Source organism: Mycobacterium sp. EPa45, from assembly GCF_001021385.1.
GTDB lineage: Bacteria > Actinomycetota > Actinomycetes > Mycobacteriales > Mycobacteriaceae > Mycobacterium.
This window is the reverse complement of record NZ_CP011773.1, coordinates 2,431,211-2,453,748: the sequence shown is the minus strand read 5'-3', so window position 1 is coordinate 2,453,748 and position 22,538 is coordinate 2,431,211. Positions and strand designations below refer to the sequence as shown.

The 22,538-nt window shown below is 65.8% G+C and carries 21 protein-coding genes; 11 read left to right on the top strand and 10 right to left on the bottom strand.

All coding sequences use genetic code 11. The annotated features are described in order from the left end of the window. Positions 1-12: 12 nt before the first annotated feature. The 6 genes from AB431_RS11645 to AB431_RS29535 all read left to right on the top strand — a co-directional run bounded on the left by AB431_RS11645 (position 13) and on the right by AB431_RS29535 (position 4,683). A complete protein-coding gene (locus AB431_RS11645) occupies positions 13-327 on the top strand; it encodes a putative quinol monooxygenase (protein ID WP_047330053.1) in 315 nt (104 codons plus the stop codon). Positions 328-330: 3 nt separating this feature from the next. Continuing rightward, a complete protein-coding gene (locus AB431_RS11640) occupies positions 331-1,146 on the top strand; it encodes a mycofactocin-coupled SDR family oxidoreductase (protein ID WP_047330052.1) in 816 nt (271 codons plus the stop codon). 17 nt (positions 1,147-1,163) lie between these two features. Further along, on the top strand, positions 1,164-1,688 hold the full coding sequence (locus tag AB431_RS11635) for a dimethylamine monooxygenase subunit DmmA family protein (protein WP_047330051.1): 525 nt from the start codon (positions 1,164-1,166) through the stop codon (positions 1,686-1,688). Then, the gene (locus AB431_RS11630; RefSeq protein WP_047330050.1) at positions 1,685-2,608 is read left to right on the top strand and encodes a PDR/VanB family oxidoreductase; all 924 of its coding nucleotides are present in this window, start codon (positions 1,685-1,687) and stop codon (positions 2,606-2,608) included. The genes AB431_RS11635 and AB431_RS11630 overlap by 4 nt, the downstream gene beginning before the upstream one ends. A 5-nt stretch (positions 2,609-2,613) precedes the next feature. Beyond that, entirely contained in the window at positions 2,614-3,588 is a 975-nt protein-coding gene (locus AB431_RS11625; protein WP_047333326.1) for a DUF3445 domain-containing protein, read from the top strand. A gap of 192 nt (positions 3,589-3,780) precedes the next feature. Further along, entirely contained in the window at positions 3,781-4,683 is a 903-nt protein-coding gene (locus tag AB431_RS29535; protein WP_052960263.1) for a DUF3060 domain-containing protein, read from the top strand. Here the strand turns inward: AB431_RS29535 and AB431_RS11615 are convergent. Genes AB431_RS11615 through AB431_RS11600 form a run of 4 tightly spaced genes read right to left on the bottom strand, consistent with a single transcriptional unit; the run spans position 4,680 to position 9,135 of the window. Continuing rightward, positions 4,680-6,359 carry a ribonuclease J gene (locus AB431_RS11615; RefSeq protein ID WP_047330049.1) on the bottom strand — a complete coding sequence of 560 codons (1,680 nt, stop codon included), beginning with the start codon at positions 6,357-6,359 and terminating at the stop codon, positions 4,680-4,682. The genes AB431_RS29535 and AB431_RS11615 overlap by 4 nt on opposite strands. Next, positions 6,356-7,258: a 4-hydroxy-tetrahydrodipicolinate synthase gene (gene dapA, locus AB431_RS11610; protein ID WP_047330048.1), complete on the bottom strand. Its 903-nt coding sequence runs from the start codon at positions 7,256-7,258 to the stop codon at positions 6,356-6,358. The genes AB431_RS11615 and dapA overlap by 4 nt, the downstream gene beginning before the upstream one ends. 24 nt (positions 7,259-7,282) lie before the next feature. Next, on the bottom strand, positions 7,283-8,035 hold the full coding sequence (thyX, locus tag AB431_RS11605; protein WP_047330047.1) for an FAD-dependent thymidylate synthase: 753 nt from the start codon (positions 8,033-8,035) through the stop codon (positions 7,283-7,285). 20 nt (positions 8,036-8,055) lie between these two features. Then, on the bottom strand, positions 8,056-9,135 hold the full coding sequence (locus AB431_RS11600) for a GGDEF domain-containing protein (RefSeq protein WP_047330046.1): 1,080 nt from the start codon (positions 9,133-9,135) through the stop codon (positions 8,056-8,058). Positions 9,136-9,243: 108 nt separating this feature from the next. On the opposite strand from AB431_RS11600, the gene AB431_RS11595 reads away from it, so the two are divergent. Beyond that, positions 9,244-10,806 (top strand): class I adenylate-forming enzyme family protein, encoded by a 1,563-nt coding sequence (locus tag AB431_RS11595; RefSeq protein ID WP_047330045.1) that lies wholly within the window; start codon positions 9,244-9,246, stop codon positions 10,804-10,806. Here the strand turns inward: AB431_RS11595 and AB431_RS11590 are convergent. Genes AB431_RS11590 through AB431_RS11580 form a run of 3 tightly spaced genes read right to left on the bottom strand, consistent with a single transcriptional unit; the run spans position 10,803 to position 13,343 of the window. After that, positions 10,803-12,011, bottom strand: coding sequence for a winged helix-turn-helix domain-containing protein (locus AB431_RS11590; RefSeq protein WP_047330044.1), 1,209 nt, complete (start codon positions 12,009-12,011; stop codon positions 10,803-10,805). The two genes, AB431_RS11595 and AB431_RS11590, sit on opposite strands and share 4 nt — an antisense overlap. Then, a complete protein-coding gene (locus AB431_RS11585) occupies positions 12,008-12,487 on the bottom strand; it encodes a dihydrofolate reductase (protein ID WP_047330043.1) in 480 nt (159 codons plus the stop codon). Before AB431_RS11585 ends, AB431_RS11590 begins: the two co-directional genes overlap by 4 nt. A 55-nt stretch (positions 12,488-12,542) precedes the next feature. Continuing rightward, positions 12,543-13,343, bottom strand: coding sequence for a thymidylate synthase (locus AB431_RS11580; protein WP_047330042.1), 801 nt, complete (start codon positions 13,341-13,343; stop codon positions 12,543-12,545). A 43-nt stretch (positions 13,344-13,386) separates the two neighbouring features. Between AB431_RS11580 and AB431_RS11575 the strand changes: the two genes are divergently transcribed. Continuing rightward, positions 13,387-14,127 carry a dienelactone hydrolase family protein gene (locus AB431_RS11575; RefSeq protein ID WP_047333324.1) on the top strand — a complete coding sequence of 247 codons (741 nt, stop codon included), beginning with the start codon at positions 13,387-13,389 and terminating at the stop codon, positions 14,125-14,127. Here the strand turns inward: AB431_RS11575 and AB431_RS11570 are convergent. After that, complete coding sequence (locus AB431_RS11570; RefSeq protein ID WP_047330041.1) at positions 14,116-14,580, bottom strand: hypothetical protein; 465 nt, start codon at positions 14,578-14,580, stop codon at positions 14,116-14,118. The genes AB431_RS11575 and AB431_RS11570 overlap by 12 nt on opposite strands. 260 nt (positions 14,581-14,840) lie before the next feature. Between AB431_RS11570 and AB431_RS11565 the strand changes: the two genes are divergently transcribed. Continuing rightward, positions 14,841-15,386: a TetR/AcrR family transcriptional regulator gene (locus AB431_RS11565; protein ID WP_235435884.1), complete on the top strand. Its 546-nt coding sequence runs from the start codon at positions 14,841-14,843 to the stop codon at positions 15,384-15,386. Positions 15,387-15,449: 63 nt separating this feature from the next. After that, positions 15,450-16,091 (top strand): carboxymuconolactone decarboxylase family protein, encoded by a 642-nt coding sequence (locus AB431_RS11560; RefSeq protein WP_047330039.1) that lies wholly within the window; start codon positions 15,450-15,452, stop codon positions 16,089-16,091. 37 nt (positions 16,092-16,128) lie between these two features. Here the strand turns inward: AB431_RS11560 and AB431_RS11555 are convergent, their stop codons facing one another. Further along, positions 16,129-16,749, bottom strand: a complete 621-nt coding sequence (locus AB431_RS11555) for a TetR/AcrR family transcriptional regulator (protein WP_047330038.1) — start codon at positions 16,747-16,749, stop codon at positions 16,129-16,131. Next, on the bottom strand, positions 16,743-17,831 hold the full coding sequence (locus AB431_RS11550) for a cytochrome P450 (protein WP_235435919.1): 1,089 nt from the start codon (positions 17,829-17,831) through the stop codon (positions 16,743-16,745). Before AB431_RS11550 ends, AB431_RS11555 begins: the two co-directional genes overlap by 7 nt. A gap of 356 nt (positions 17,832-18,187) precedes the next feature. On the opposite strand from AB431_RS11550, the gene AB431_RS11545 reads away from it, so the two are divergent. Then, positions 18,188-22,495 carry an AAA family ATPase gene (locus AB431_RS11545; RefSeq protein WP_047330037.1) on the top strand — a complete coding sequence of 1,436 codons (4,308 nt, stop codon included), beginning with the start codon at positions 18,188-18,190 and terminating at the stop codon, positions 22,493-22,495. Positions 22,496-22,538: the final 43 nt, after the last annotated feature.

The following is a 22,538-nucleotide window of genomic DNA, read 5'->3' as shown; positions in this document are numbered from 1 at the left end:
AGGAGCTCGCTCATGCCCGTCGTCGTCGTTGCCAGCTTCACCGTCAAGCCCGAGTCCGTCGACGCCGTGCGCGAGGCCTGCAAGAAGGCCGTTGCCGCGGTCCACGAAGAGCCCGGTTGTGACCTCTATGCCGTGCACGAGGGCGACAAGACGTTCGTGTTCGTCGAGCAGTGGGCCGACGAGGACGCGCTCAAGACCCACAGCACCGCACCGGGCGTGACCGCACTCTTCGGCGAGATCGGCGAGCACCTCGACGGCGCCCCGGACATCAAGATGCTGCAGCCCATCCCGGCCGGCGACCCGGCCAAGGGCCAGGTCCGGCCGTAATCCATGGGTGAACTCGACGGCAAGGTCGCGCTGATCACCGGCGCGGCCCGCGGCCAGGGCCGGGCGCACGCGCTCAAGCTGGCATCGGAGGGCGCCGGCATCATCGCGGTCGACTTCTGCCGCCAGATCGCCAGCGTCCCCTATCCCCTGGCCACGCCGGAAGACCTGGCCGCCACGGTCAAGCTCGTCGAGGACACCGGCGTGCGCATCGTCGCCCGTGAGGCCGACGTTCGCGACCGATCGGCGCTGAAGTCCGCCATCTACCAGGGCATCGAGGAACTGGGACGGCTCGACATCGTGATCGCCAACGCCGGGATCGCCCCGATGGCCGACGAGGGCGCCTGGCAGGACGTCATCGACGTCAACCTCACCGGCGTGTATCACACCGTGGACATCGCGATGAAGCCGTTGATCAAGCAGGGTGACGGCGGGGCGATCGTCCTGACCAGTTCGGTGGCGGGCCTGGTCGGCATCGGCGCACCGGTCGCGGGGTCACTGGGTTACACGGTCGCCAAGCACGGCGTGGTGGGCCTGATGCGGGCGTACGCCAATTTCCTTGCCACATTCAATATTCGGGTCAATTCGGTGCATCCGGCCGGGGTGAACACCCCGATGATCGACAACGAATTCACCCGCTCCTGGCTCGAGGGATTCGCCCAGCAGTCGCTCGGTGGCCCCGACATGAGAAACGCGCTGCCGGTGGAGACCCTGGAGCCCGAGGACATCGCCAACGCGGTGTACTACCTGGTGTCCGACGCGGGCCGCTACGTCACCGGCGTCGCGTTGCCCGTCGACGCCGGGTACACCAACAAGCGCTGACTTAAGCTCGGGTGACGATGACACCCGATCTGGACCTCACCAGCGTCCCGCCCTGGGCCGTCGAACCGACTTGTCCGACGGCCGATCTCACCGGCCGCCAGTGGACGGTGCTCGCCATCGGCGCCGACGCCGCAGGCATCGCCGAACGATGGGTCGCCGAGATCGGTGATTCCTGTCCCGCTACCGAGCCGCGGGTACACCACGTCGCCGACGCGACCTCGGCCTGCACCGCTTTGGACACCGACCTCGCCGATGCGAAAGTCGGGTGGCGGCTGCTGCTCGCCGGTCCCGCACACGCCTGCCTCCGGGTCCGCGCCCGCGCCCTCGAACTCGGCGCCGCCGACGACGAAATCACCATCGCCAGCACCGAAGTGGCCACCCGCGAGGTCTATTGCGCGCACTGCCGCCGCACCACCACCGCATCGGCGCAGTTGACCGACGAAATCGTCTGTTGCGGCTGCCGGCGCCGGTTGTTCGTCTACTACCACGTCTCCCGGCGGATCGGCGCCCACCTCGGATTCACGACCACCGCCGACACATGACCACGCTGACATTGACGGTCGTCGGGCTTGACGACACCGTGCCCGGGATCAGGACGCTGACCCTGGCCGATCGCGATGGTGCGGTGTTGCCGTCGTTCACGCCCGGCAGCCACCTGGTGATCGAATGCGCCGAGCGGGCCAACGCGTACTCGCTGACCGGGCCGAGCAACGCTCCCCGCGAATATGTGGTGTCGGTGCTGGAATGCCCGCAGGGTCGCGGTGGATCACGCTGGATCCACCGGGAACTGGCTGTCGGCGACACCGTGGTGGCGCATCCGCCGCGCAGCGCCTTCGCTCCGGTACTGCGCGCCCGGCGGCACCTGTTGATCGCTGCGGGCATCGGGATCACCCCGATCATCTCGCATCTGCGCAGCGCCCGGCAGTGGGACCGAGACGTGCGGTTGCTCTACGTCTTTCGTGAAGGCCGCGGCGTTTACCTCGACGAGATCGATGCGCTCACCGAGCACGCCTCGTTCTTCACCGACCGCGCGGCCTTCCTCGCCGAGCTGGCATCGACGCTGGCAAGTCAACCGTTCGGCACCCACGTCTACATCTGCGGCCCTAGCCAATTCATCGACGACGTTGTCGCCACCGCCAGCGGATTGGGCTGGCCGTCCAGCCGCACCCACGTCGAACACTTCGGCGGCGACCTGGCCCCCGGTGACCCCTTCGAAGTCGAATTGGCTTGCAGTGGTGAAATTTTCACCGTCGAGTCGGGCGTATCACTGCTGGAGTCGTTGACCGCACACGGGCATGCCATCCCCAACCTCTGCCACCAGGGCGTATGCGGCGAATGCCGGGTACCGGTGCGCTCCGGTGCGGTGCTGCACCGCGACCTCTATCTGAGCGACGCCGAGCGCCGGGACTCGATGATGGCCTGCGTCTCGCGCGCGTCCGGCCGGGTGGAGCTGGAACTGTGAGCCGGCTGGTGTCGGCACCGGATCTGTTGGCGTCGTTCCCCTATCCGTATACGGCGGACTCCTACCGCTACAGCACCAACATCGCTCCCGCGCGAGGTATCGTGACCACCGCCACCGGGCAGTGGGGTCAGCGGGTGGTGGACATCGACAGCGAGTACGGCCGTGAGCTCGCCGAGCGTCGCCGCATCCTGGAAGCAGATCCCTCCCGCCATGCGGTGCTGCCACATATGCGCGTCGCCTGCTGGGACACCTTGTTGCTGTTGATGACCGAGCTTGCCGCCTCGTATCCCGAGACCATGTCACTGACCCGCGACGGCGACACCTGGCACTGGCGGAACCAATTGCTCGATATCTCACAGGATTTCGTCATCGGTGAGGAATCCAGCCTGCCGTGCGACCCGCTTGCCTACATCTCGAGCCAGGTACAAGAAGACATCGTCCTGCTCAACCAGCGCGACGGCGATCTGTTCGCCGACGCGGGTGTGGTCACTTTCGCCGCGGGCTGGTCGTTCGGGTTCGACGTCGGGATGACGTTCCTGGAGATCCATGGCCCCGTGCCCCGGCTGCGCGAGACCGGGGTGATCACCAGGGCGCGAGAATTCCTGATGCGTCTGCAGGCAGGCGACATCTACCGGCGCACCAACTGGTCGATGACGGTGGGGCGCCGCCTTGATGTCTCCACCGAGAGCTTGCCCGAGTGGCTGCCCGACCCCCGCGAGCTCGATGCTGTCGACGACGACGCGTTCGGCCGGCTCATCCACCTTCGGGTCGAAGTTCAGCACGTGATCCGGCTGCCCGAATCCGGTGCGATCTGCTTTCTGATCCGCAGCTACATGCTGCCGCTGGCCGACATCGCCACCGTCGAGGAGTGGCGCACCCGTACCGCGGCGGTACTGGCCGAATTGCCCGACGACATGGTCGAATACAAGGGGCTGGCTGGTTACCGCGACCGCGCGGTCTCCTGGCTGAGCTCGCATTGACTTCACGGCTCACTGCGCCGGGGCCGACGTGTTGGGATCGGTAGCCGGATAACGGCTCTGTACTCATCGACATGACACCGACGCGGGTACCTACGGCAAACCCGGCCGAGCCTCCGAACGTACGGCGACGAAACTGCACACCAGTTCTGCGGACACGTGGTTCAATCCCGAGGAATTGGGAGGAGTTGACACATGACTGACATGGGATCCGGCCAGGACCCGCAGGCCCGAATCGCCGATCTGGAACGTCAACTTGCCGATGCCAAGGCTGCCCAGCGATCACAGCAGCACCGGTATGACTCCACCGATCCCACGCCTGCTCAATGGATTTCGCGCATGTCATATTCCGGCGCGGCTACCAGGCGGCCTACGGACACTTGGGGCGGCGCCAACCTGATCGGGGCGGTGGCCGGATTCATCGGGCTGTGCGGCGGCGGCGCGTCCGCGTTGACTGCGGCGCTGCCGTCGAGCGCCTTGTGGACGAGCGCCGTCGTGTGTGGTGCGCCGAATCAGCTGATGGTGAACACCGCGAATTACAGCTACAGCCCGACGCAATCCGGGACCACAGTCGATTTCCAGTGCCTTCGTGCCGACGGAGCGCACGACGCGAGTTGGTTGACCATCACCGCCCTGCAATCGGTATTGGTGGCGCTGGTCTTCGCGGGTGCCGTCGCCTTCGTGCTGGCTGCGCGCCGGTGGCGTCGAGGCCAATATCTGTCCGGCCGCCACCGAATCGCCGTCGGCGTTCTCGGCGTCCTGGCCGTCGCCACATTGACGTTCGTCCTGTGGATGGGACTCAACGGCGACTCAACGCCCACGCAACTGCCTCCGGGAGGCACGCTCACGGTTGACGGCAATGGCCAGACGAAGGCAATCGCCTGCAATGATGGACAATTGACTGTCACCGGCCGCGAGATGACCGTCACGGTCACCGGCCACTGTGCGCGCCTATCGATCGACGGCGTGATCAACCACATCGATGTTGACTCTGCCGACGCGATCGATGTCGACGGACTGCAGAATGTGGTGACCTATCACTCCGGATCCCCGGTCATCACGCAGGCCAACAATCAGAACACCATCCGCCAGAACTAGATCTCGATGACCGTCGGCACGATCATCGGCTGACGGCGATAGGTCTCCCCCACCCATTTGCCGACTGTGCGGCGCACCACCTGCGCGATGCGCACCGGGTCGGTGACGTTGCCGGACGCAAGCGATTCCAGCTCCGCTTCGACCTTGCGCGCCACCGGCTCCAGGGCCTTGGGATCCTCGGAGAAGCCGCGCGAGTACAGGTGCGGCGGACTCGCCGGCCGCCCCGTTTCCCGATTCACAACGATAACCACCGCGACGAATCCCGAACTCAGGATGAGCCGCTCACCCAGCGTGGCCTCGCCCACGTCGCCGGAGATCAGCCCGTCGACGAACATCTTGCCGACCGGCACCGCGCCCGCGATGGAAACCCGTCCACCGACGAGGTCGACGCTGACGCCGCTCTCGGCCACCACGATGTTCTCTTCGGGCACCCCGCTGCGGGCGGCCAGCTTGGCGTTGGCTCGCAGCATCCGCCACGTCCCGTGCACCGGCATCACGTTGCGCGGCCGCACCCCGTTGTAGAGGAACAGCAGCTCACCGGAGTAGGCATGGCCCGAAACATGCACCCGCACTTGCTGATTGGTGACCACCCTGGCGCCGATCTTCGCCAGGTCGTCGATCACCCCGTACACCGCCTCCTCATTGCCGGGGATCAGCGACGAGGACAGGATGATCAGGTCATCGGAGGTGATTGTGATGCTGCGGTGCTCCCCGCGCGACATCCGCGACAACGCCGCCATCGGCTCGCCCTGCGTGCCGGTGGTGATCAGCACGACCTGCCCGGGGGCCATCTCCTCGGCCATCGCGATATCGACGACATCGCGGTCCTCGACATGAAGGAAACCAAGCTCGCGGGCGATGGCCATGTTGCGCAGCATCGACCGGCCGACGAAGGACACCCGGCGCCCCAATGCGATTGCGGCGTCGACGATCTGCTGCACCCGGTCGACGTTGGAGGCGAAGCACGCCACGATGACCCGCTGCCCTTCGGCGCCGCGCATCAGCCGGTGCAGGTTGGGTCCGACTTCGCTTTCCGACGGACCGACGCCGGGGATTTCGGAGTTGGTGGAGTCGCACAGGAACAGGTCGACCCCGGCGTCGCCCAGTCGGGACATGCCCGGCAGGTCGGTGGGGCGGCCGTCGAGCGGCAACTGGTCGAGCTTGATGTCGCCGGTGTGCAGGACGGTGCCGGCGCCGGTGTGGATGGCGATCGCCAGTGCGTCGGGAATCGAGTGGTTGACCGCGAAGTACTGGCATTCGAACACCCCGTGCGTGCTGCGCTGCCCCTCGGCGACCTCCACGAACACCGGTTTGATCCGGTGCTCACGGCACTTGGCGGCCACCAGCGCGAGAGTGAACTTGGAGCCCACGACCGGGATGTCACCACGGAGCTTGAGCAGATACGGGATCGCCCCGATGTGGTCCTCGTGCGCGTGGGTGAGTACCAGGGCTTCGATGTCGTCGAGCCGGTCCTCGATGAGCCGCAGGTCGGGCAGGATCAGGTCGACGCCGGGCTCGTCGTGATTCGGGAACAGAACGCCGCAGTCGATGATCAGCAGCCGGCCGAGATGTTCGAAAACGGTCATGTTGCGGCCGATTTCGTTGATGCCACCCAGCGCGGTCACGCGCAGACCTCCCGGGGCCAGCGGCCCGGGAGGCGACAGCTCCTCGTTCATCGCAAGACGGCCGCAGCGCGGAGGTCGGCGGCGAGTTCGTCGAGCTGTTCGGGGGTGGCCGGTACCTGAGGCAGCCGCGGATCGCCCACCTCGAGGCCCTGCAGGCGCAGTCCTTCCTTGGCGAAGGTCACCCCACCCAGGCGCGTCTGCGCCGCATTCAGCGGCGCCAATGTCACCGCGATCTTGCGCGCGGTCGCCACGTCACCGGAATTGAAGGCGCTCAACATGTCTCGCAGCTGGCTCGCGGCCACATGACCCCACACGCTGACAAAGCCGACCGCGCCCATCGCCAGCCACGGCAGGTTCAGGGCGTCATCGCCGGAGTAATAGGCCAGCCCGGTCTCGGCCATGATCTGCACACCGCCGTGCAGATCGGCCTTGGCGTCCTTGACCGCGACGATGTTCGGATGCGCCGACAGCGTGCGCATGGTGTCCCACTCGATGGGGATCACCGAACGCGGCGGGATGTCGTAGAGGATCACCGGCAGGTCGGTGGCGTCCGCGACCGTCGTGAAGTGCGCGACCAGGCCGGCCTGTGGCGGACGCGAGTAGTACGGCGTGACGACCAGCAGACCGTGGGCGCCCTCGGCGGCCGCGGCCTTGGCCAGATGCACGCTGTGCGCGGTGTCGTAGGTACCGGCGCCGGCGACGATGCGGGCGCGGTCACCGACGGCTTCGAGCACCGCGCCCAGCAGCGCTCGCTTCTCGTCGTCGGTGGTGGTCGGCGATTCGCCGGTGGTGCCGGACAGCACCAGCCCGTCGCATCCGGAGTCGACGAGGTGGGTCGCCACCCGCGCGGCGGCCGCCGTGTCCAGCGTGCCGTCGGGCTTGAACGGCGTCACCATAGCGGTCAGTACGGTGCCCAATCGGGCGCTGACGTCGAATCCGCTGGTGCTCACGGACACCTAGATTACCCGCTCCGCTCAGGCCTCTGTCGCGAGCGGGGACGTCGCGACCTCCGTACCGTCGGCCAGTTCGGTGATCTCGAAATCGGCGAAGACGGCGGGCGCGGTGTCGGCCAGCTGCCGCAGGCAGGCAATAGCCAGGCGGCGAATCTCGACGTCCGCGTGTTCACTGGCCCGCATCGCGATGAAATGCCGCCAGGCGCGATAGTTGCCGCTGACCACGATGCGGGTCTCGGTGTCGTTCGGCAGCACGGCGCGGGCCGCCTGCCTGGCCTGCTTGCGGCGCAGGACGGCGTTTGGTTGGTCGGCGAACTTGGCTTCGAGCCGGTTCAGCAGCTCGAGGTAGGCAACTCGACTGGCGTCGGCGGCCTCGAGCAGGATCTGCTGCAGCTCCGGATCGTCGTCCAGCCCGGGCGGCACGACGACCTGGGCGTCATTCTCGGGCACGTACCGCTGCGAGAGCTGCGAGTAGGAGAAATGCCGGTGCCGAATCAGCTCGTGGGTGCAGGATCGCGAGATGCCCGTGATGTAGAACGACACCGAGGCGTGCTCGAGCACCGAGAAGTGGCCGACGTCGATGATGTGCTTGAGGTACGACGTGTTGGTGGCGGTCCGGGGGTTCGGCTTGGACCAGCTCTGGTAGCAGGCGCGGCCGGCGAATTCGACCAGCGCCTGGCCGCCGTCGGCGTCGGTGCTCCACGGCACGTCGGCGGGCGCCAGGAACTCGGTCTTGGCGATCAGCTGCACACGCAGCGGCGCGGTCTCGGCCACCGGCTCACCTTAATCTGAGGTCACTGCGGCACGTCTTCGGCGTAGCGAATCTGATTTCCGCCGCTGCGTTTGGCCGCATACATGGCGGTATCGGCTCGCGCTATCAGCCATTCGATGAGCTCGAGTGATTTCAGCGCGGGTGCACGGACCACTGTCGACGCCATGCCCAAGCTGGCCGTCACGTCCCACGGGACAGCGGCGATGGCCTTGCGCAACTCTTCAATGCTCGCCCGGGCTTCGTCCAGCGTGGACAGCTGCGCGAAGAGGAACTCCTCGCCGCCCACCCGGGCGATCGCGGTATTGCCCGCACTGACGAGCCGAATGCTGTCGGCGACGGCGACGAGAACTCTGTCGCCGGTCGGGTGACCCAGGGTGTCGTTGAGCCTCTTGAAGCCGTCGAGATCGATCATCGCGATGGTGAAGTACGGCCGAGATCGGTAGTCGGCATGCCGTAACAGGGCCTGCGCCGAGCGGAAGAAACCACGGCGGTTCGGCAAGCCGGTGAGCGTATCGGTCGACGATTTGAGCGAATCGACCGACAACCAGTGGACGATGACCTGTCCGCAGAACGGGACGGCCAAGATCCCGCCGCACAGGATGAGCAGCTTGGCCACCGCCATCGCCGTATCGCCCGCAATCGCAATCCGTGCGGCGCTCACAGCCGCCACTGCCACGCCCGTCCCGAGCGTCAGAACCAGGAACGGGGCGGTGTGGAAGAAGGCGACGTAACCGGCCAGACCCACAAACGCCACCGCGCCGATCATCGCGGTGCGCGGGTCGGTTTCAGCCAGGACGCCGGCCGCGATGCAGGCGTTGCCGGCAATCGAAAACACCTGTGACCGAACGCGAGTCGGCCAGCGGTACAGGTACGACACGGCTATTGCGGCCAGCGCTGCGCTGGCCACATAGGTGACGATGCGCTGCGCAGGAGTCTGCGGCCCCGCCGGGCTGGCCAGTGCCAGCGCGATCGCGGCGGCGATCGTCAGCAAGACCAGGAACATCAGCCAGCGCATGAACCGCAGGAGACCGCGGCCCCTCAGATAGGACGTCAGCCAGTCGTAATGGTCGGGCTGTCGCCACCACAGGCCAATGCTGTGCACTTGTCCCCGGGCCCCCGTGCTGTGATCGTGGTTGCCACCGATGGTAGTGATGTCAGCAGGCTGTCATGGCAACTTCACACAGTCCGGTCGAACCCGAGAAGGAGTCACATGGCAGACGTGCGCTGGGGAAGCGATATCGACGCCTCGGGGTACGCCGGTCACCGGGGTTTGCAGTACTCCCCTCGCCCAAGCACATTCGCGGACCTGTTCGCCGAATCCAAACGCTGGGCCGACCGCACTTTTTTGGTGCACGGCGAACGACGCATGACGTTCGCCGCCTTCAGTACCGCGGTGAACACTGGAGTCGCCGCATTGCGAGATGCGGGTGTTCAGCCCGGCGACCGGGTCATGCTGTACACGTACAACAGCCCGCAGTGGGTGATTGCCCTCTGGTCGGCGTGGCGCAGCGGCGCTGTGCCGGTGCTCGCCAATCGCTGGTGGAAGCACACCGAAGTCGACCACGCCATCACTCTGCTCGAGCCGCGCCTCATCCTGACCGACACCGCGCTCGACGGCGTTGATCCCAGGAAGGCAAGGGATATCGGCTCACTCGCTGCCGATGGCCCGGTGTCTCCCGCCGGTTTTTACGAAAGCGACGATCCGGATGCGACGTCGGCGATCCTCTTCACCTCGGGTAGCTCCGGTCTGCCGAAGGCGGTCGAGCTGTCCCGGCGTGCCGTCATCGCCAACCAGCACAACATTCTGGCGGTGACCAGACGCCTGCCGCATCAACTCGATCTCGCAGCGCCGCAGACAGTTTCGCTGGCAAGCACACCGATGTTCCACGTCGGCGGGCTATCGAATCTGTTGACCAACTACCTCACCGGTGGCCGGGTGGTAATCCCGGAAGGCCGGTTCGACGCCGGCCAGATCCTCGGGTTGATCGAACGCGAAGGCGTGCACAACTGGGGCGGCGTGCCGACCATGGCGATCCGGGTACTCGAGCACCCGGATTTCGACTCGTTCGACCTGTCGAGCCTGCGATCATTTCCGCTCGGCGGGGCGGCCGTGCCGACCGCACTGCTGGACCGGCTGCGTGTCCGGCTGCCTCATCTCGCCAGTCGCGGACTCGCAAACACCTGGGGCATGACGGAAGCCGGCGGATTCCTGACCGCCGCGACGGGCCGCGACCTGGAAAAGTATCCGGGCACCGTGGGACGGCCCTACCCGGTCGTCGAGCTGTCGATCGACCGCCCCGACGCCGACGGTGTCGGTGAAATCCTCGCGCGCGCACCATCAGTGATGAACGGTTACGTGGGCATCGACGACGGAACCGTCGACGACGAGGGATGGCTGCACACCGGGGATCTGGGCCATCTGGTGGACGGCTATCTGTTCATCGACGGTCGGGCGAAGGACATCGTCATTCGGGGCGGCGAGAACATCGGCTGTGGCCAGGTGGAAGCGGCGTTGTCGAGCCATCCGGCGGTGGTCGAGGTGGCCGCCGTCGGGCTGCCGCACCCCGACCTCGGCGAGGAACTCGCGGCGGTGATCGTCCATCGGCAGGGTGACCCTGCACCGACCGTGGACGAACTTCGCTCACATGTGTCGGATACGCTGGCGCACTTCGCAATTCCGACCCGATGGCACATCAGCACCACCGCCCTCCCGACACTGCCCGGCGAGAAGGTCGACAAGAAGAGCCTGGCCGAACGCTTTGACGACGCTTAGAGTGCCTTGCGCAACGCGCCGACGAGGTCACCGCGGTCACCCACGGTGACCGCGCCCAGGCCGAGCCACTTAGCCATCACCTGCAGTTCGGTGGCCAGCCGCGATGCGACCACGGTCGGGTCCTGCCCCGGCTCGGTGAACGCGCCGACGACATTCAGCGCGTCATTGGCACGTTCAGCCTTGAGGTCGACGCGGCCGACGAGCCGCCCGTCGAGCAGGAACGGCCACACGTAGTATCCGAACTGGCGCTTGGGCTCAGGGACGTAAATCTCTATGCGGTAATGGAATTCGAACAGCCGCTCGACCCGCGGGCGAAAGAAGATCAGCGGGTCGAACGGGCAGAGCAGCGCAGTGCCGCGATCTACCCGGGGGACCGTCAAGCCCGACGCGAGATACGCCGGCGCCGACCAGCCGTCGACCTCGACCTCCTCGAGCTCACCGGAGGTCACCAACGCAGCGACCGCGGGCTTGCTCTGCTTGGGACTCAGCCGGAAGTAATCGCGCAGATCGGGTTCGGTGGCCACTCCGAGAGCACCGGCGGCCCGCAGCACCAGCTCCCGCACCGCCTCTGCATCGTCGACCTGACGCTCGAACACCTCGGGCGGCAGCACCCTCTCGGTGAGGTCGTAGTGCCGGGCGAACCCGACCCGGGTGGCCGTGGTGAGCGCTCCCGACGACCAGAGCGCCTCGGCCACCCACTTCGTCTCGCTGCGATCCCACCACGGCCCCTTGCGCCGGGCACGTTCACCCTCCAGGTGCGCCTCGATCTGGCCCGCGGTGCTGGGCCCGAGTTCGTCGACGGCGGCGAGGATCTTCTCGGCAAGCCGTGGGTTCTTCTTGACGACCTCCGTGCGCCAGCGGCCCTGGCTGTACTCGCGCATCCGCCACCGCATCAACGGCCAGTCCTCGACCGCCATGAGCGCGGCCTCGTGCGCCCAGTACTCGACGAGCAGCCGCGGCGCCCGTGCGCTGTGACTCCAGGCCGCGGTGTCGAGCACATCGCGGTCATACGGACCGAGCCTGCTGAACACCGGCGCGTAGTGCGCCCGCACCGCTACCGACACCGAGTCGAGCTGCAGCACCTGGATTCGATTGATCAGGCGGCGCAGATGCGCGCGGGTGACGGCACCGCGGGGTTTGGGCTCGGCGAGGCCCTGAGCCGAGATGGCTACTCGGCGGGCCTGATCGGCCGACAGCCGCGTCATGCCCGCAGGTAGCGGTGGAACCGGTAGCGCAGTCCCGAGCTGCTGGTCTGCCACTCCCCCGACGTGCCCACCCACGATTCGTCGAGTACCGGGGCCAGCGCGTCGTCGTCCTCGAGGCGCAGGTCGATCTCGACCTCGGTTACCTCGCAGTGCGACGCCGCAGGCAGGGCCAGGTGATACACCTCCGACCCGCCGATCACCCACAAATCGGGATCGAGCACCTCGTCCAGCCCGCGCACCACCGTCGCTCCGTCAGCCATGTAATCAGCTTGCCGGGTGAGTACGACATTTTTGCGGCCCGGCAGCGGCCGCACCGAGCCCGGCAGCGACTCCCACGTACGCCGGCCCATCACGACGGTGTGTCCCATCGTCAAGTCCTTGAATCGGGCCAAGTCCTCGGGAAGGCGCCACGGAATGCGGCCGTCACGGCCGATGACACCCGAGGTCGACTGCGCCCAGATCAGGCCCCAGCCCATGCGCTCGCTCCTCCGCCCTGCTCGTCCCTCGCAGCGCAGCCTCGACTCGCGGCCGTCATACGGCGACCGGCGCTTTGATCGCCGGGTGCGGGTCGTAGTTGCGGATCTCGACATCTTCGAAGGTGTAGTCAAAGATCGAATCGCGCTGTGCCAGAACGAGTTCCGGATACGGACGCGGATCACGGCTCAGCTGCTCGGTGACCTGCTCGACGTGGTTGTCGTAGATGTGACAGTCCCCGCCGGTCCAGACGAACTCCCCCACGTCCAGCCCGGCCTGATCGGCCATCATGTGGGTCAGCAGCGCGTAGCTGGCGATGTTGAACGGCACCCCGAGGAACAGGTCGGCACTGCGCTGGTAGAGCTGGCAGCTCAGCCGCCCGTCGGCGACGTAGAACTGGAACAGCGCGTGGCACGGCGCCAGCGCCATCTGCGGGATCTCGCCGACGTTCCACGCCGAGACGATGATGCGGCGGCTATCGGGGTCGGTGCGCAACAGGTTCAGCGCGGCGCTGATCTGGTCGACGTGGTCACCCGACGGGGTTGGCCAGGACCGCCACTGGACGCCGTACACCGGACCGAGATCACCTGTGGGAGAGGCCCATTCATCCCAGATACTGACACCGTGCTCCTGCAGCCAGGCAACGTTGGAGTCGCCGCGCAGGAACCACAGCAGCTCGTAGACGATCGACTTCAGATGCACCTTCTTGGTGGTGATCAACGGGAAGCCCGCCGACAGGTCGTAGCGCAGCTGGTGGCCGAACACACTGCGGGTGCCGGTGCCGGTTCGGTCGGATTTCGGCGTGCCGTGGGCGAGCACATGTCGCAGCAGATCCTCGTACGGCGTGGCGATCGGCACGCCGCTCAGCTTACGTCTGCGGGCAGAGAGTACAAACGAAGCCATGCCGACCATCTCTGACACCGTCACCACCGCCGATGGGACCTGTCCGGTCACCCTCGCCATTCCCGCCGGACGAGGACCGTGGCCGGGGGTGATCATGTATCCCGATGCCGGCGGTACCCGCCCGACGTTCGTCGACATGGCCGCCCAGCTGGCCGACCTGGGGTACGCGGTGCTGGTCCCCGACGTGTACTACCGCAGCGGCGATTGGGCGCCGTTCGACATGGAGACCGTGTTCAGCGACAAGGCCGAGCGCCAGCGGCTGTTCTCGATGATCGGCAGTGTCACCCCCGACGCGATGGCGTCGGACGCACGAGCGCTTTTCGACTACCTGGCCGGCCGGCCAGAGGTCACCGGCGACACGTTCGGCACCACCGGCTACTGCATGGGCGGCCGCACCTCGCTGACGGTCGCGGGGCGGGTGCCCGAACGAGTGGCGGCGGCAATGTCCTTTCATGGCGGCGGGTTGGCTTCCGACGATCCGGGGAGCCCGCATCTGCTCGCCGATCAGATCGAGGCCGCGGTCTACGTCGGCGGGGCGCAGGACGACGCCTCGTTCACCAACGCCCAGGCCAAGACCCTCGACGACGCGTTGACGGCGGCCGGCGTCGAGCACACCATCGAGTGGTACTCAGCCGCCCACGGCTTCGCCGTCCCCGACAACGCTCCCTACGACGAGGCCGCCGCGAAACGCCATTGGGACGCGATGAAGGACTTCTTCGCCACTCACTTACCCAGATGAGTGCTTGTCCCGAGCGCGGCGCAGGCTGGCCAGCGCACGGATGACGCCGCGCGACGCGTAGACCGCGACGAGCCCTGACAACACGATCAGGAAGACGAACGTCACCAGCCAGTTGGTCCGGCTGTGCGGGACGTTCCACCACACGATGGTGAACAGCACGGCGCAGACGAATACCACGATGTCGCGCCAGTTTCCCTTGTAGGACGCGGCGATCTCGCGCAGTTCGCGGCTCTTCTCGGTGGCATCGATGAGGTCGACGATGCGCTCGTTGATGCTTTGACGCAGCCGGGCACGCAGTTCGACGTTTTCCTCGGGCAGCTTTTCGAGCAGCTCGAGGTCGGCCTTGATCGCGCCGCGGACATCCGGCCCTCGGAGGTTGCCCGCGGCGACACCCAACAGCGCCCCGCCGGCGATCGGTGCGGCTCCCAGTGCGATCTCGGCTATTCCCGGCATGGGAAAGACGGTAGGGCCGACCGGGCCGCCGGTCCAGAAAAGACGTCAGATCGTGTCGCTGGGCTTAGGCAAGAAAGGGGGTCAGGATAAATTCCGATAAGCGAGGTCGCAGGTCTGATGACGTATTTTGATACGGCGAGCAGTGCACGACAAGAAGGGCGAGACCGATCCCCGCTACACGTCAGAGTGACAACGCCAGGCGCCGCGCCGAACGTCGCGCAGCAGATCGCCGGGCGTCCAACGAACGCTGGCGCAGCATCTTGGCCGGCGCCACCGACGTCTTCCGACGCGAGGGATTTGCCCGGGCCCGGCTCGAAGACGTGGCCGCCGAAGTCGGCATCAACCGTGCCTCGCTCTATTACTACGTCGGAACCAAGGAAGAGTTGCTGATCGCGCTCATCGAGGAGCCGGCGCGCGAAATGACCCGTCACTGCCGTGAGGCGTTGCAATCCGCACAACCGGCTGACGCCAAGTTGCGCGCCGCATTGCGCTGTTACGTCGAAGACCTGGAAAAGTACCCGGAGATGTTCTTGCTGTTCAGCGAGAGCCAACACATCGCCGGGATCCCCGACGCCGCTGGCATCACCAGCAACGCCGAGGACTACGCAGACACGCTGCTCATGATCATCGAGGAAGGTATCCGCGAGGAGATCTTCCGCTCCGACCTGGATCCGCGGCTCGTGCTGCACGGGATACTTGGCATGTTCAACTGGATCCACAAGTGGTACGTGCCGGGCGGACGCCGGTCGCTGAACGAGATCGGTGAGGTGTTCGCAGAGATGATCTTTTCCGGGCTGGCCCCCTGAGTTCACCGCCTGTTCGAAATCGCGTCGGTGTCCGCGTTTCCTACACCGCAGAGAGGAACTGACATGCCATCACTCGATCAGGTTTCCCGCGCAGAGGTCACCGACGACTTCACCCGCGGGATGTACGACTTCATGTTCGGCGATCGCGACCCTGTCGCCGAGCCCGGCGCGGTCGGCGGCACAACCGGTGACTGGTGGACGGTGATGGCGCAGTCTCCGGCCGCACTTCGGCATGCCGTTCGCGGATTCCGGTTGTATCGCGAGGAAGTCGGCATCCGGGCCGATCACCGCGAGCTCGGCCAGATCCGCGCAGGCTGGGTGGTGGGCAGCCAGTTCGTGTTCTCCCAGCACTGCAAAGCATGCCGCTCGGCGGGTCTGTCGGAGGAGAAGATCGCGGCGATCCCATCGTGGCAGACCGCTGACTGTTTCGACCAATCCGAGCGACTGCTGTTGGCCTACGCCGACTGTCTGGCGGGCCAGCAGGGACGGGTCCCTGAACAGTTGATGGCCCAGCTGCGGGAAGTGTTCAGCGACAAGGATATTCTCGAGTTCACCTACACCACCACCATGTACGTCATGCATGCGATCATGTCGCGGGCACTGCGGCTGGAGTTCGATGATCGTGACGACCCGGTGGTCGAGGTGGAAGACACCGAGTGCGGCGGCGTCCTGGATATCGGCGCGGCGACCTCCGGTGGGAACTGAGACGAACGGCGCAGGCGCGCCGAATGCAGCAATACGCTCACAGCGGCCAACTCCCGGTGTGCGATGGAAGGCGAAGCGGGACAGCCGGTAACAGCCGGCGCGGTGTCGTTGTCGTGATGGCATCGAGCATCAGCCCTACGTAACGCCGCCAGCCATCGCCGGCGGGATCCATGGTCCACAACACGCTGTTGAGCATCGCGATCACGCGCGGAAGGTCATCGGCGACCAGGTCGGCCCGGACGGTCCCGGCCGTCTGGGCGCGGCACATCAACTCATAGAGCGCCTCATCCAGTCGTGCCGACACGTTATCGAGTGCGTCGGCTTTTCGCGCTGCGGCCAGGATGGCGTGATCGCGGGCGCCCAATGAGATCGCGGCCTCGATGAGGTCGGTGAGACCGAGGAGCGGGTCGCTATTCCGTCGCGCTTTTTCGATTGCGGGCATGAGGTTTTCGGCGATGCTCTGGTCGAGTGCGGCTCGGACCAGATCACCCTTGGTGGGAAATCTACGGTAAAGCGTTCGCTCCCCCACCCCTGCGCGGCGGGCGACCAGTTCCATGTGTGCGTCGGGTCCCACTTCGGCGTAGACCTCGCGGGCCGCCCGCAGTATCCGGTCGGCGTTGCGCGCGGCGTCAGCGCGAACTCGCGTTGTCGTCACCACGTGACCGGGAGTTCCTTGAGGCGCCAGATGGCTTGGTCGTTCATGAAATCCAGCTCGTCCTCCGGCACAGCCAACCGCAACGTCGGGAGCCGGCGAGCCAGCGTGGTCAGTGCGATGTCCAATTCCGTTCGCGCCAGGTTCTGGCCGACGCATTGGTGGACACCGTAGCCGAAGGCTAAGTGACCGCGCGGATTTCGGTCGATGTCAAATCGTTCGGGGTTCTCGACGAACGCCGGATCGTAGTTGCCTGCGGTCAGGTTCATCATCACGTGTTCGCCCTTGCGAACCAGTTGTCCACCCAGCTCGAAGTCCTCGGTCGCGATCCGGTCGACCAGCCCGCTGTGCACGATCGTCAGGTACCGCAACAGCTCATCAATGATCTGGAGTCGCACAGTCGGGTCGTCGCTGTCCCGCAGTCGGGCGAAGGCATCCGGGTTCTTCAGCAGGACCAGCGTGCCGAGCGCGATCATGCTCGCCGTGGTCTCGTGACCGGCCTGCAGCATCACCCATCCGGTCATCGCGGCCGTCATCACGCTGATCTCACCGTCTGCGACGTTGTGAGTCATCAAGCGCGACAACAGATCATCACCAGGCTCATCCTTCTTGCGCTGCAGCAACTCGGTGATGTAACCGATCATCGTCATGATCGACGCGGTCCGTTGCTCATCGCTGGTCTTGACGTCGAGACCAGCGACACTGTGCTCCTCGAAGTACTCATGGTCCTCGTAGGGCACACCAAGCAGCAGGCAGATCACCAACGACGGCACAGGCAGTGCGAAATCGCGGACCAGGTCGCGGGGTGGCCCGGCGGCAATCATCTTGTCCAGGAAGCCGTCGACGAGTTGTTGGATATCGGGCGCCATTTCCTTCGCGCGCCGGACGGTGAAGTCCATCGTAAGCATCCGCCGCAGCCGATTGTGTTCAGGATCGTCGGTGCGCGCGAAGAACACCGGCATGTCGTCTTCTTCACCGGGTGGTTTGACCGACTCGGGAAGGGTGTTGGCGCTCATCCGCGGATCGGTGACGGCGGCCCGGATGTCCTCGTACCGGCTGGCCACCCAGGCCGGCTGCCCGGTGAACAGATTGATCGCCTGTCGCAGTCCTGGGTTGTCGCGCCACGCAGCAAACTCCGCGGGCGGATCGAGCGGGCAACGGGGTGCTCGCGGGGCCGGCATGGTGGGCAAATCGACATCGACGTGATCGGTCACAGTCCCTCTTCCGGCAGAGTTGATATCTGACAGTTGACTGTCGCTTAGCCGAGCGTAGGGAAGCCGAACTCGGCAGTCAACAGGTCACAGATACTGCGTGTATCGGACGATCGTCATTAAGATGTATGCACATTGCCCTCGGGGGGTTTGCGAATGCACAACTGCGTCAACCTGCGACTTTCTCACGGCGCCATTCGAGCGACGGCGCTGGTCAAAGTGCGTCCGCCGACGTGACGACGCCGGTTCTGGACCTGGGCGGCCGTGTCGTCGACCGCCGACACGAGTTCACCGAACTGCGAGCCGCGGTAGACGCGGCGGGACGCGCCGGCGGCGGCTGCTTATTGCTCAGCGGGGCTGCGGGCGTGGGAAAGTCGACGTTGATCCAGGCCTTCGGCGTCGAGGTGTCCAAGAGCGGTTGCGTCTTCGCGTACGGACGATGCCGAGCCGATGCACCGGCTCCATACTCGGCGCTGTCCATCGCTCTCGGCTCGATCGTGCGCACCATGCTGGCGACCGGACCTGCCGAACACGCGCGGTGGCAGGCCGAGTTGGTCAGCGAGATGTCGGGTTTGGCAGGCATTCTCACCCAACTGGTGCCCGAGTTGGGACCAGTACTTGGCGAATTCGAAAGCGCCATCGAGCCAGATGCGGCGGACTCACGTCGCCAGCTTCACCGGGCCATCATTCGTTTGCTCTCTGCCACCGCGTCCTACCGGCCGGTCGTCCTCGCGGTCGATGATCTTCAGTGGGCCGACCGAGATACGCTACTGCTTCTCGCTGAACTGTTGACAGTGTCGCTTCGCAACGTACTTGTCCTTGGTGCGCACCGGGCGGGTGAGTTCGATCCCGCCGCAGCGGCCCTCAAATCGGAAGGCCTGCAAGCCATTCAGCTCGAACCACTGGCACTCGAAGACGTCGAGGAGTTGCTGGCCGACGTATGCGGTAGCAGCGTTGAGATGGGCGATGTGGCCGCCGAGTTCCACCATCGGACGGGGGGCAACCCGTTGGCGGTCCGGCAGTTGTTCTACCGCGCCCAACGCGAAGGCGCGCTCATCACGGCGGGCCCGGCCGGCCACCCGAGCTGGGACTTGCGCGTGCTCACCTCGATCGAGGTCTCTGCCACCACCGCCGAGTTCCTGGGCCGGTATCTCGATCAGCTCCGCCCCGCGGACCGGGCGGTGTTGAGTTCGCTGGCGTGCATCGGTGGCGAGTTCGACCTCGACGACGCCACCGCAGCCGCAGCCGAGTCGCCCGACATCGTGGCTCGGGCGCTGTGGGCATGCCTGGAGCTCCGGCTGATCGAGGCCCTCGACGCCGGTGGGCAGCGGATCACCAACGCGATAAGTCGTGACGCCCGCTACCGGTTCAGCCATGACCGGATCGCCGAGGCGGCCCGGGCGGGGCTGTCTGCCTCCGACGCGCGGGCCATCCACCTGCGCGTCGGTCGGCGGCTGATCACCCTCGGGGACGATCGTGTCTTCGAAGCCGCACGCCATGTGGGTATCGCCGGCGTCGAGCTCGTCGACGACATCGAACGCACCAGCTTCGTCGAGGTGGCACGGCGGGCTGCGCGAAAGGCTCGGGCGCAGGCTTCATTTCCGTTGGCCCTGGACTACTGTCGCAGTGCGCTGGACTTGCTCGGCGAACAACGCTGGGCTACCCACTTCGCGCTCACACGAGAGCTGCAACTCGATGCCGCGGACGCCGCGCTGCTCGTCGGCGACGTGGCGACACTCAATACGTTGCTCGACGAGGCCGCGGAGTTTCTGCCGCAGCCACCGGACCGGGCGCGAATCGCCTATCTGCGGCTCAAAGGGTGTGTCGTGCAGAACCGTCTCCAGGATGCGCTGGAGATCGGCCTTCGCGCGCTCGATGAACTCGGTGAGCGGGTTGCAACCGAAGCCGGCAAACCACGTATGGGGAACGCGGTCGTCCGGATGAGGATGACGATGCGGCGGTGGAGCAACGAACGGCTGCTGGAGCTGCCGCACTGCGACGACGAGCGAGTCATTGCACTGCATCCGATTCTCGCCGAGCTGTGCAACATGGCGGTCCTCATCCGCCCGAACATCTTGCCGCTGCTCGTGCGAAAGCAACTCGACCTCACATTGGCTCATGGCCACACGCCGTCGTCACCGGTGGTCATCGCCGGGTACGGCATCGTCCTCGTGTTGCTCGGTGACCACGCGGGCGCCCAGCGCTTCGGCGAGGTCGGCAGGTCACTGGCATCGCGGCCGGAATTCCGCGAGGCCCGCCCGCAGACGGTGTTCATGCACTTGGACTACATCAACCACTGGCGTCACCCGATCCGCGACGGATTGGGCGAACTTCGAGAGGCCGTCGATGAGGCACTCGACCAGGGTGACCAGGAGAACGCCGGATTTCTGGTCGCGGTTCTGCTCTCCCAATCGTTCTGGCTCGGCCGTCCACTCGCTGAGATCGACGCCCTTGCCAGATCCCTGATCCCGCACATCCGTTCCCAACCAGTACCCAGCGCGCTGTGCCAAAGCGTGCAGCAACTCTGCCTGAATTTGATGGGACGCAGCGACGATCCGCTCCTGCTCGCCGGTGAAAGCGGTTACGACGAGCGGGAAGTGCTGCCTGCGGCGCGACGCGAGGGTGACGCAGTGGCGCTCGCCGCGGCGGCGGCCATGCGACAGGGGCTGCACTTCTGGAACGGCGACTACGCAGGTGCGGTCGCCGCCACCCATGAGGCAATCGAGCACATCGACGGCCTGGCCGGGGTCCCTGCCTCACAGTTCATCTACATGCTGGGCGCTCTGAGCATGATCCACTGCGCACCAAAGGATTCCGGGACCGTCCGATTCGTGCGCCAGGCTCTGGCGTTGCACCGTAAGTGGGCGGAAGGTGCACCGGAGAACTACGGGGCGGCCTACGCCCTGATTCAGGGAGCCTGGGCCAGAGCGCGCGGACAGAGCGGCAAGGCCGATCGCTACCTCCACCAGGCCATCGCCCTCGCCGAGGAGAATCAGCTTCCGATAGTCGGTGCGTATAGCCACGAGGAGGTCGCCGCCCTCTACACAGACACCCGGCGGGCGACGCTCGGCGAACACATGCTGCGTTCTGCCTACCAGCGATGGCTGAACCTGGGCTTCGTGGTGCGCACCGACAAGCTCGCGCAGGAGCACCCGTGGCTACTTCGTCGTGACCTGACGGGTTCGGCCGGGATCGATCCCGTCGGGGCACATCAGCTGCTTCACTCGATGTCCGCTGCTCGGACCGCGGACACCTTGGCCAACGTCATTCTGGGGTCGGTGGCAGACACGACTGGTGCTGATCGCGTCCTGTTCCTCACCGGTGACGCAGAGCACCTGACGGTTCGGGCCATCAATGACCGCGGCACGATCTCGATCATCGACGGACCATGGAACGAGGTGTCGTACGACCCGGATGTAGTGCGCCGAGTGATCGACGATGGCTCTCCGGTCCTCGTTGCCCCCGATCGCGTAGCAACCACACTTTCGATCCTGGCCGTTCCAATTCGGCTGCACGACAATATAATCGGTGTCCTATACGCCGAGAAGGGCGAATCCGCAGGAGTTTTCAGCGCCGAACACGAGCAGGCGGTCGTCTTCCTCTGCGCCCAGGCCGCCGCTCCCCTGTGGAACTTCCAACTCGAGGCGCGGCTTCGAGCAGCCGACGAGTACCGGCAATCGCTCATTGATGTGCAGTCCAGATTCGTGCCCAATGAATTGCTGCGAATCCTCGATATCGACGACCTTCGCCGCGTCCGCAGCGGTTACCGCGTCGAACGCGAGATGACGGTGCTGATCAGCGACATCCGTGGTTACACAACCATGATCGAGGACATGAACGTTGCCGAGGCGGGTAACTTGGCGATGGGCTTTCTGCGGGCGGTCGAACTACCGATCATCAGCTATAACGGCATGATCCAAGACGTACGGGGTGACGAGATCGTCGCCGTCTTCGAGTCCGAGGCCGACGCCGTCCGAGCGGGATTGGCGATGCTCCGCTCCCTGCACGAGCACAACCAGGAACGCCAGGCGCTCGGTTCCGAAGAGCTGCGGGCCGGCATCGGGATCAATACCGGCACGGTCGGGGTCGGTCTGGTCGGCGGAGTCAACCGCATGGTCCTCACCATCATCGGCGACGCAGTTAACCTCGCCGCGCGCATCGAGAGCACCAACAAGCGATATGGCTCCGCGTTGCTACTCTCCGACCGCACACATGAGCGCATTGCGCGTCTTGCGGAGTTCGACACTCGGCGCATGGAGCGTGTCTCTGTAGTCAATCGACGCCGACCTGTGACGATTTATGAAGTCTATGACGCGGATTCGGCTGAACTCCGTGCCGCGAAGCATGCCGCGCAGCCCGCTTTCGACGAGGCGTTCGCATTGTTCGACGCGGGCGATGTCGACGGGGCGCGGGCCGCCTTCGAGCGGTGCCAGAAGTTGCTGCCCGACGATCCCGTTGCTCCATTGCATTTAGCGCACTGCGACGCGATGGCGCGTGGCGAATTGGACCCCGGCCAAGAGATCGTTCTGCTCAGCAAGTAGTTCACTACTCCATTTTGAAAATTCGACGAATTAATTGCGCGCG

Excerpts from the sequence above, each read along its gene's own strand:
- AB431_RS11590 (WP_047330044.1), bottom strand. The coding sequence starts at position 12,011 with ATGACGCGGCTGTCGGCCGATCAGGCCCGCCGAGTAGCCATCTCGGCT.
- AB431_RS11640 (WP_047330052.1), top strand. The coding sequence starts at position 331 with ATGGGTGAACTCGACGGCAAGGTCGCGCTGATCACCGGCGCGGCCCGC.
- AB431_RS11575 (WP_047333324.1), top strand. The coding sequence starts at position 13,387 with ATGCCGACCATCTCTGACACCGTCACCACCGCCGATGGGACCTGTCCG.
- AB431_RS11635 (WP_047330051.1), top strand. The coding sequence starts at position 1,164 with ATGACACCCGATCTGGACCTCACCAGCGTCCCGCCCTGGGCCGTCGAA.
- AB431_RS11645 (WP_047330053.1), top strand. The coding sequence starts at position 13 with ATGCCCGTCGTCGTCGTTGCCAGCTTCACCGTCAAGCCCGAGTCCGTC.
- AB431_RS11630 (WP_047330050.1), top strand. The coding sequence starts at position 1,685 with ATGACCACGCTGACATTGACGGTCGTCGGGCTTGACGACACCGTGCCC.
- AB431_RS29535 (WP_052960263.1), top strand. The coding sequence starts at position 3,781 with ATGACTGACATGGGATCCGGCCAGGACCCGCAGGCCCGAATCGCCGAT.
- AB431_RS11595 (WP_047330045.1), top strand. The coding sequence starts at position 9,244 with ATGGCAGACGTGCGCTGGGGAAGCGATATCGACGCCTCGGGGTACGCC.
- AB431_RS11585 (WP_047330043.1), bottom strand. The coding sequence starts at position 12,487 with ATGGGCTGGGGCCTGATCTGGGCGCAGTCGACCTCGGGTGTCATCGGC.
- AB431_RS11560 (WP_047330039.1), top strand. The coding sequence starts at position 15,450 with ATGCCATCACTCGATCAGGTTTCCCGCGCAGAGGTCACCGACGACTTC.
- AB431_RS11570 (WP_047330041.1), bottom strand. The coding sequence starts at position 14,580 with ATGCCGGGAATAGCCGAGATCGCACTGGGAGCCGCACCGATCGCCGGC.
- AB431_RS11615 (WP_047330049.1), bottom strand. The coding sequence starts at position 6,359 with ATGAACGAGGAGCTGTCGCCTCCCGGGCCGCTGGCCCCGGGAGGTCTG.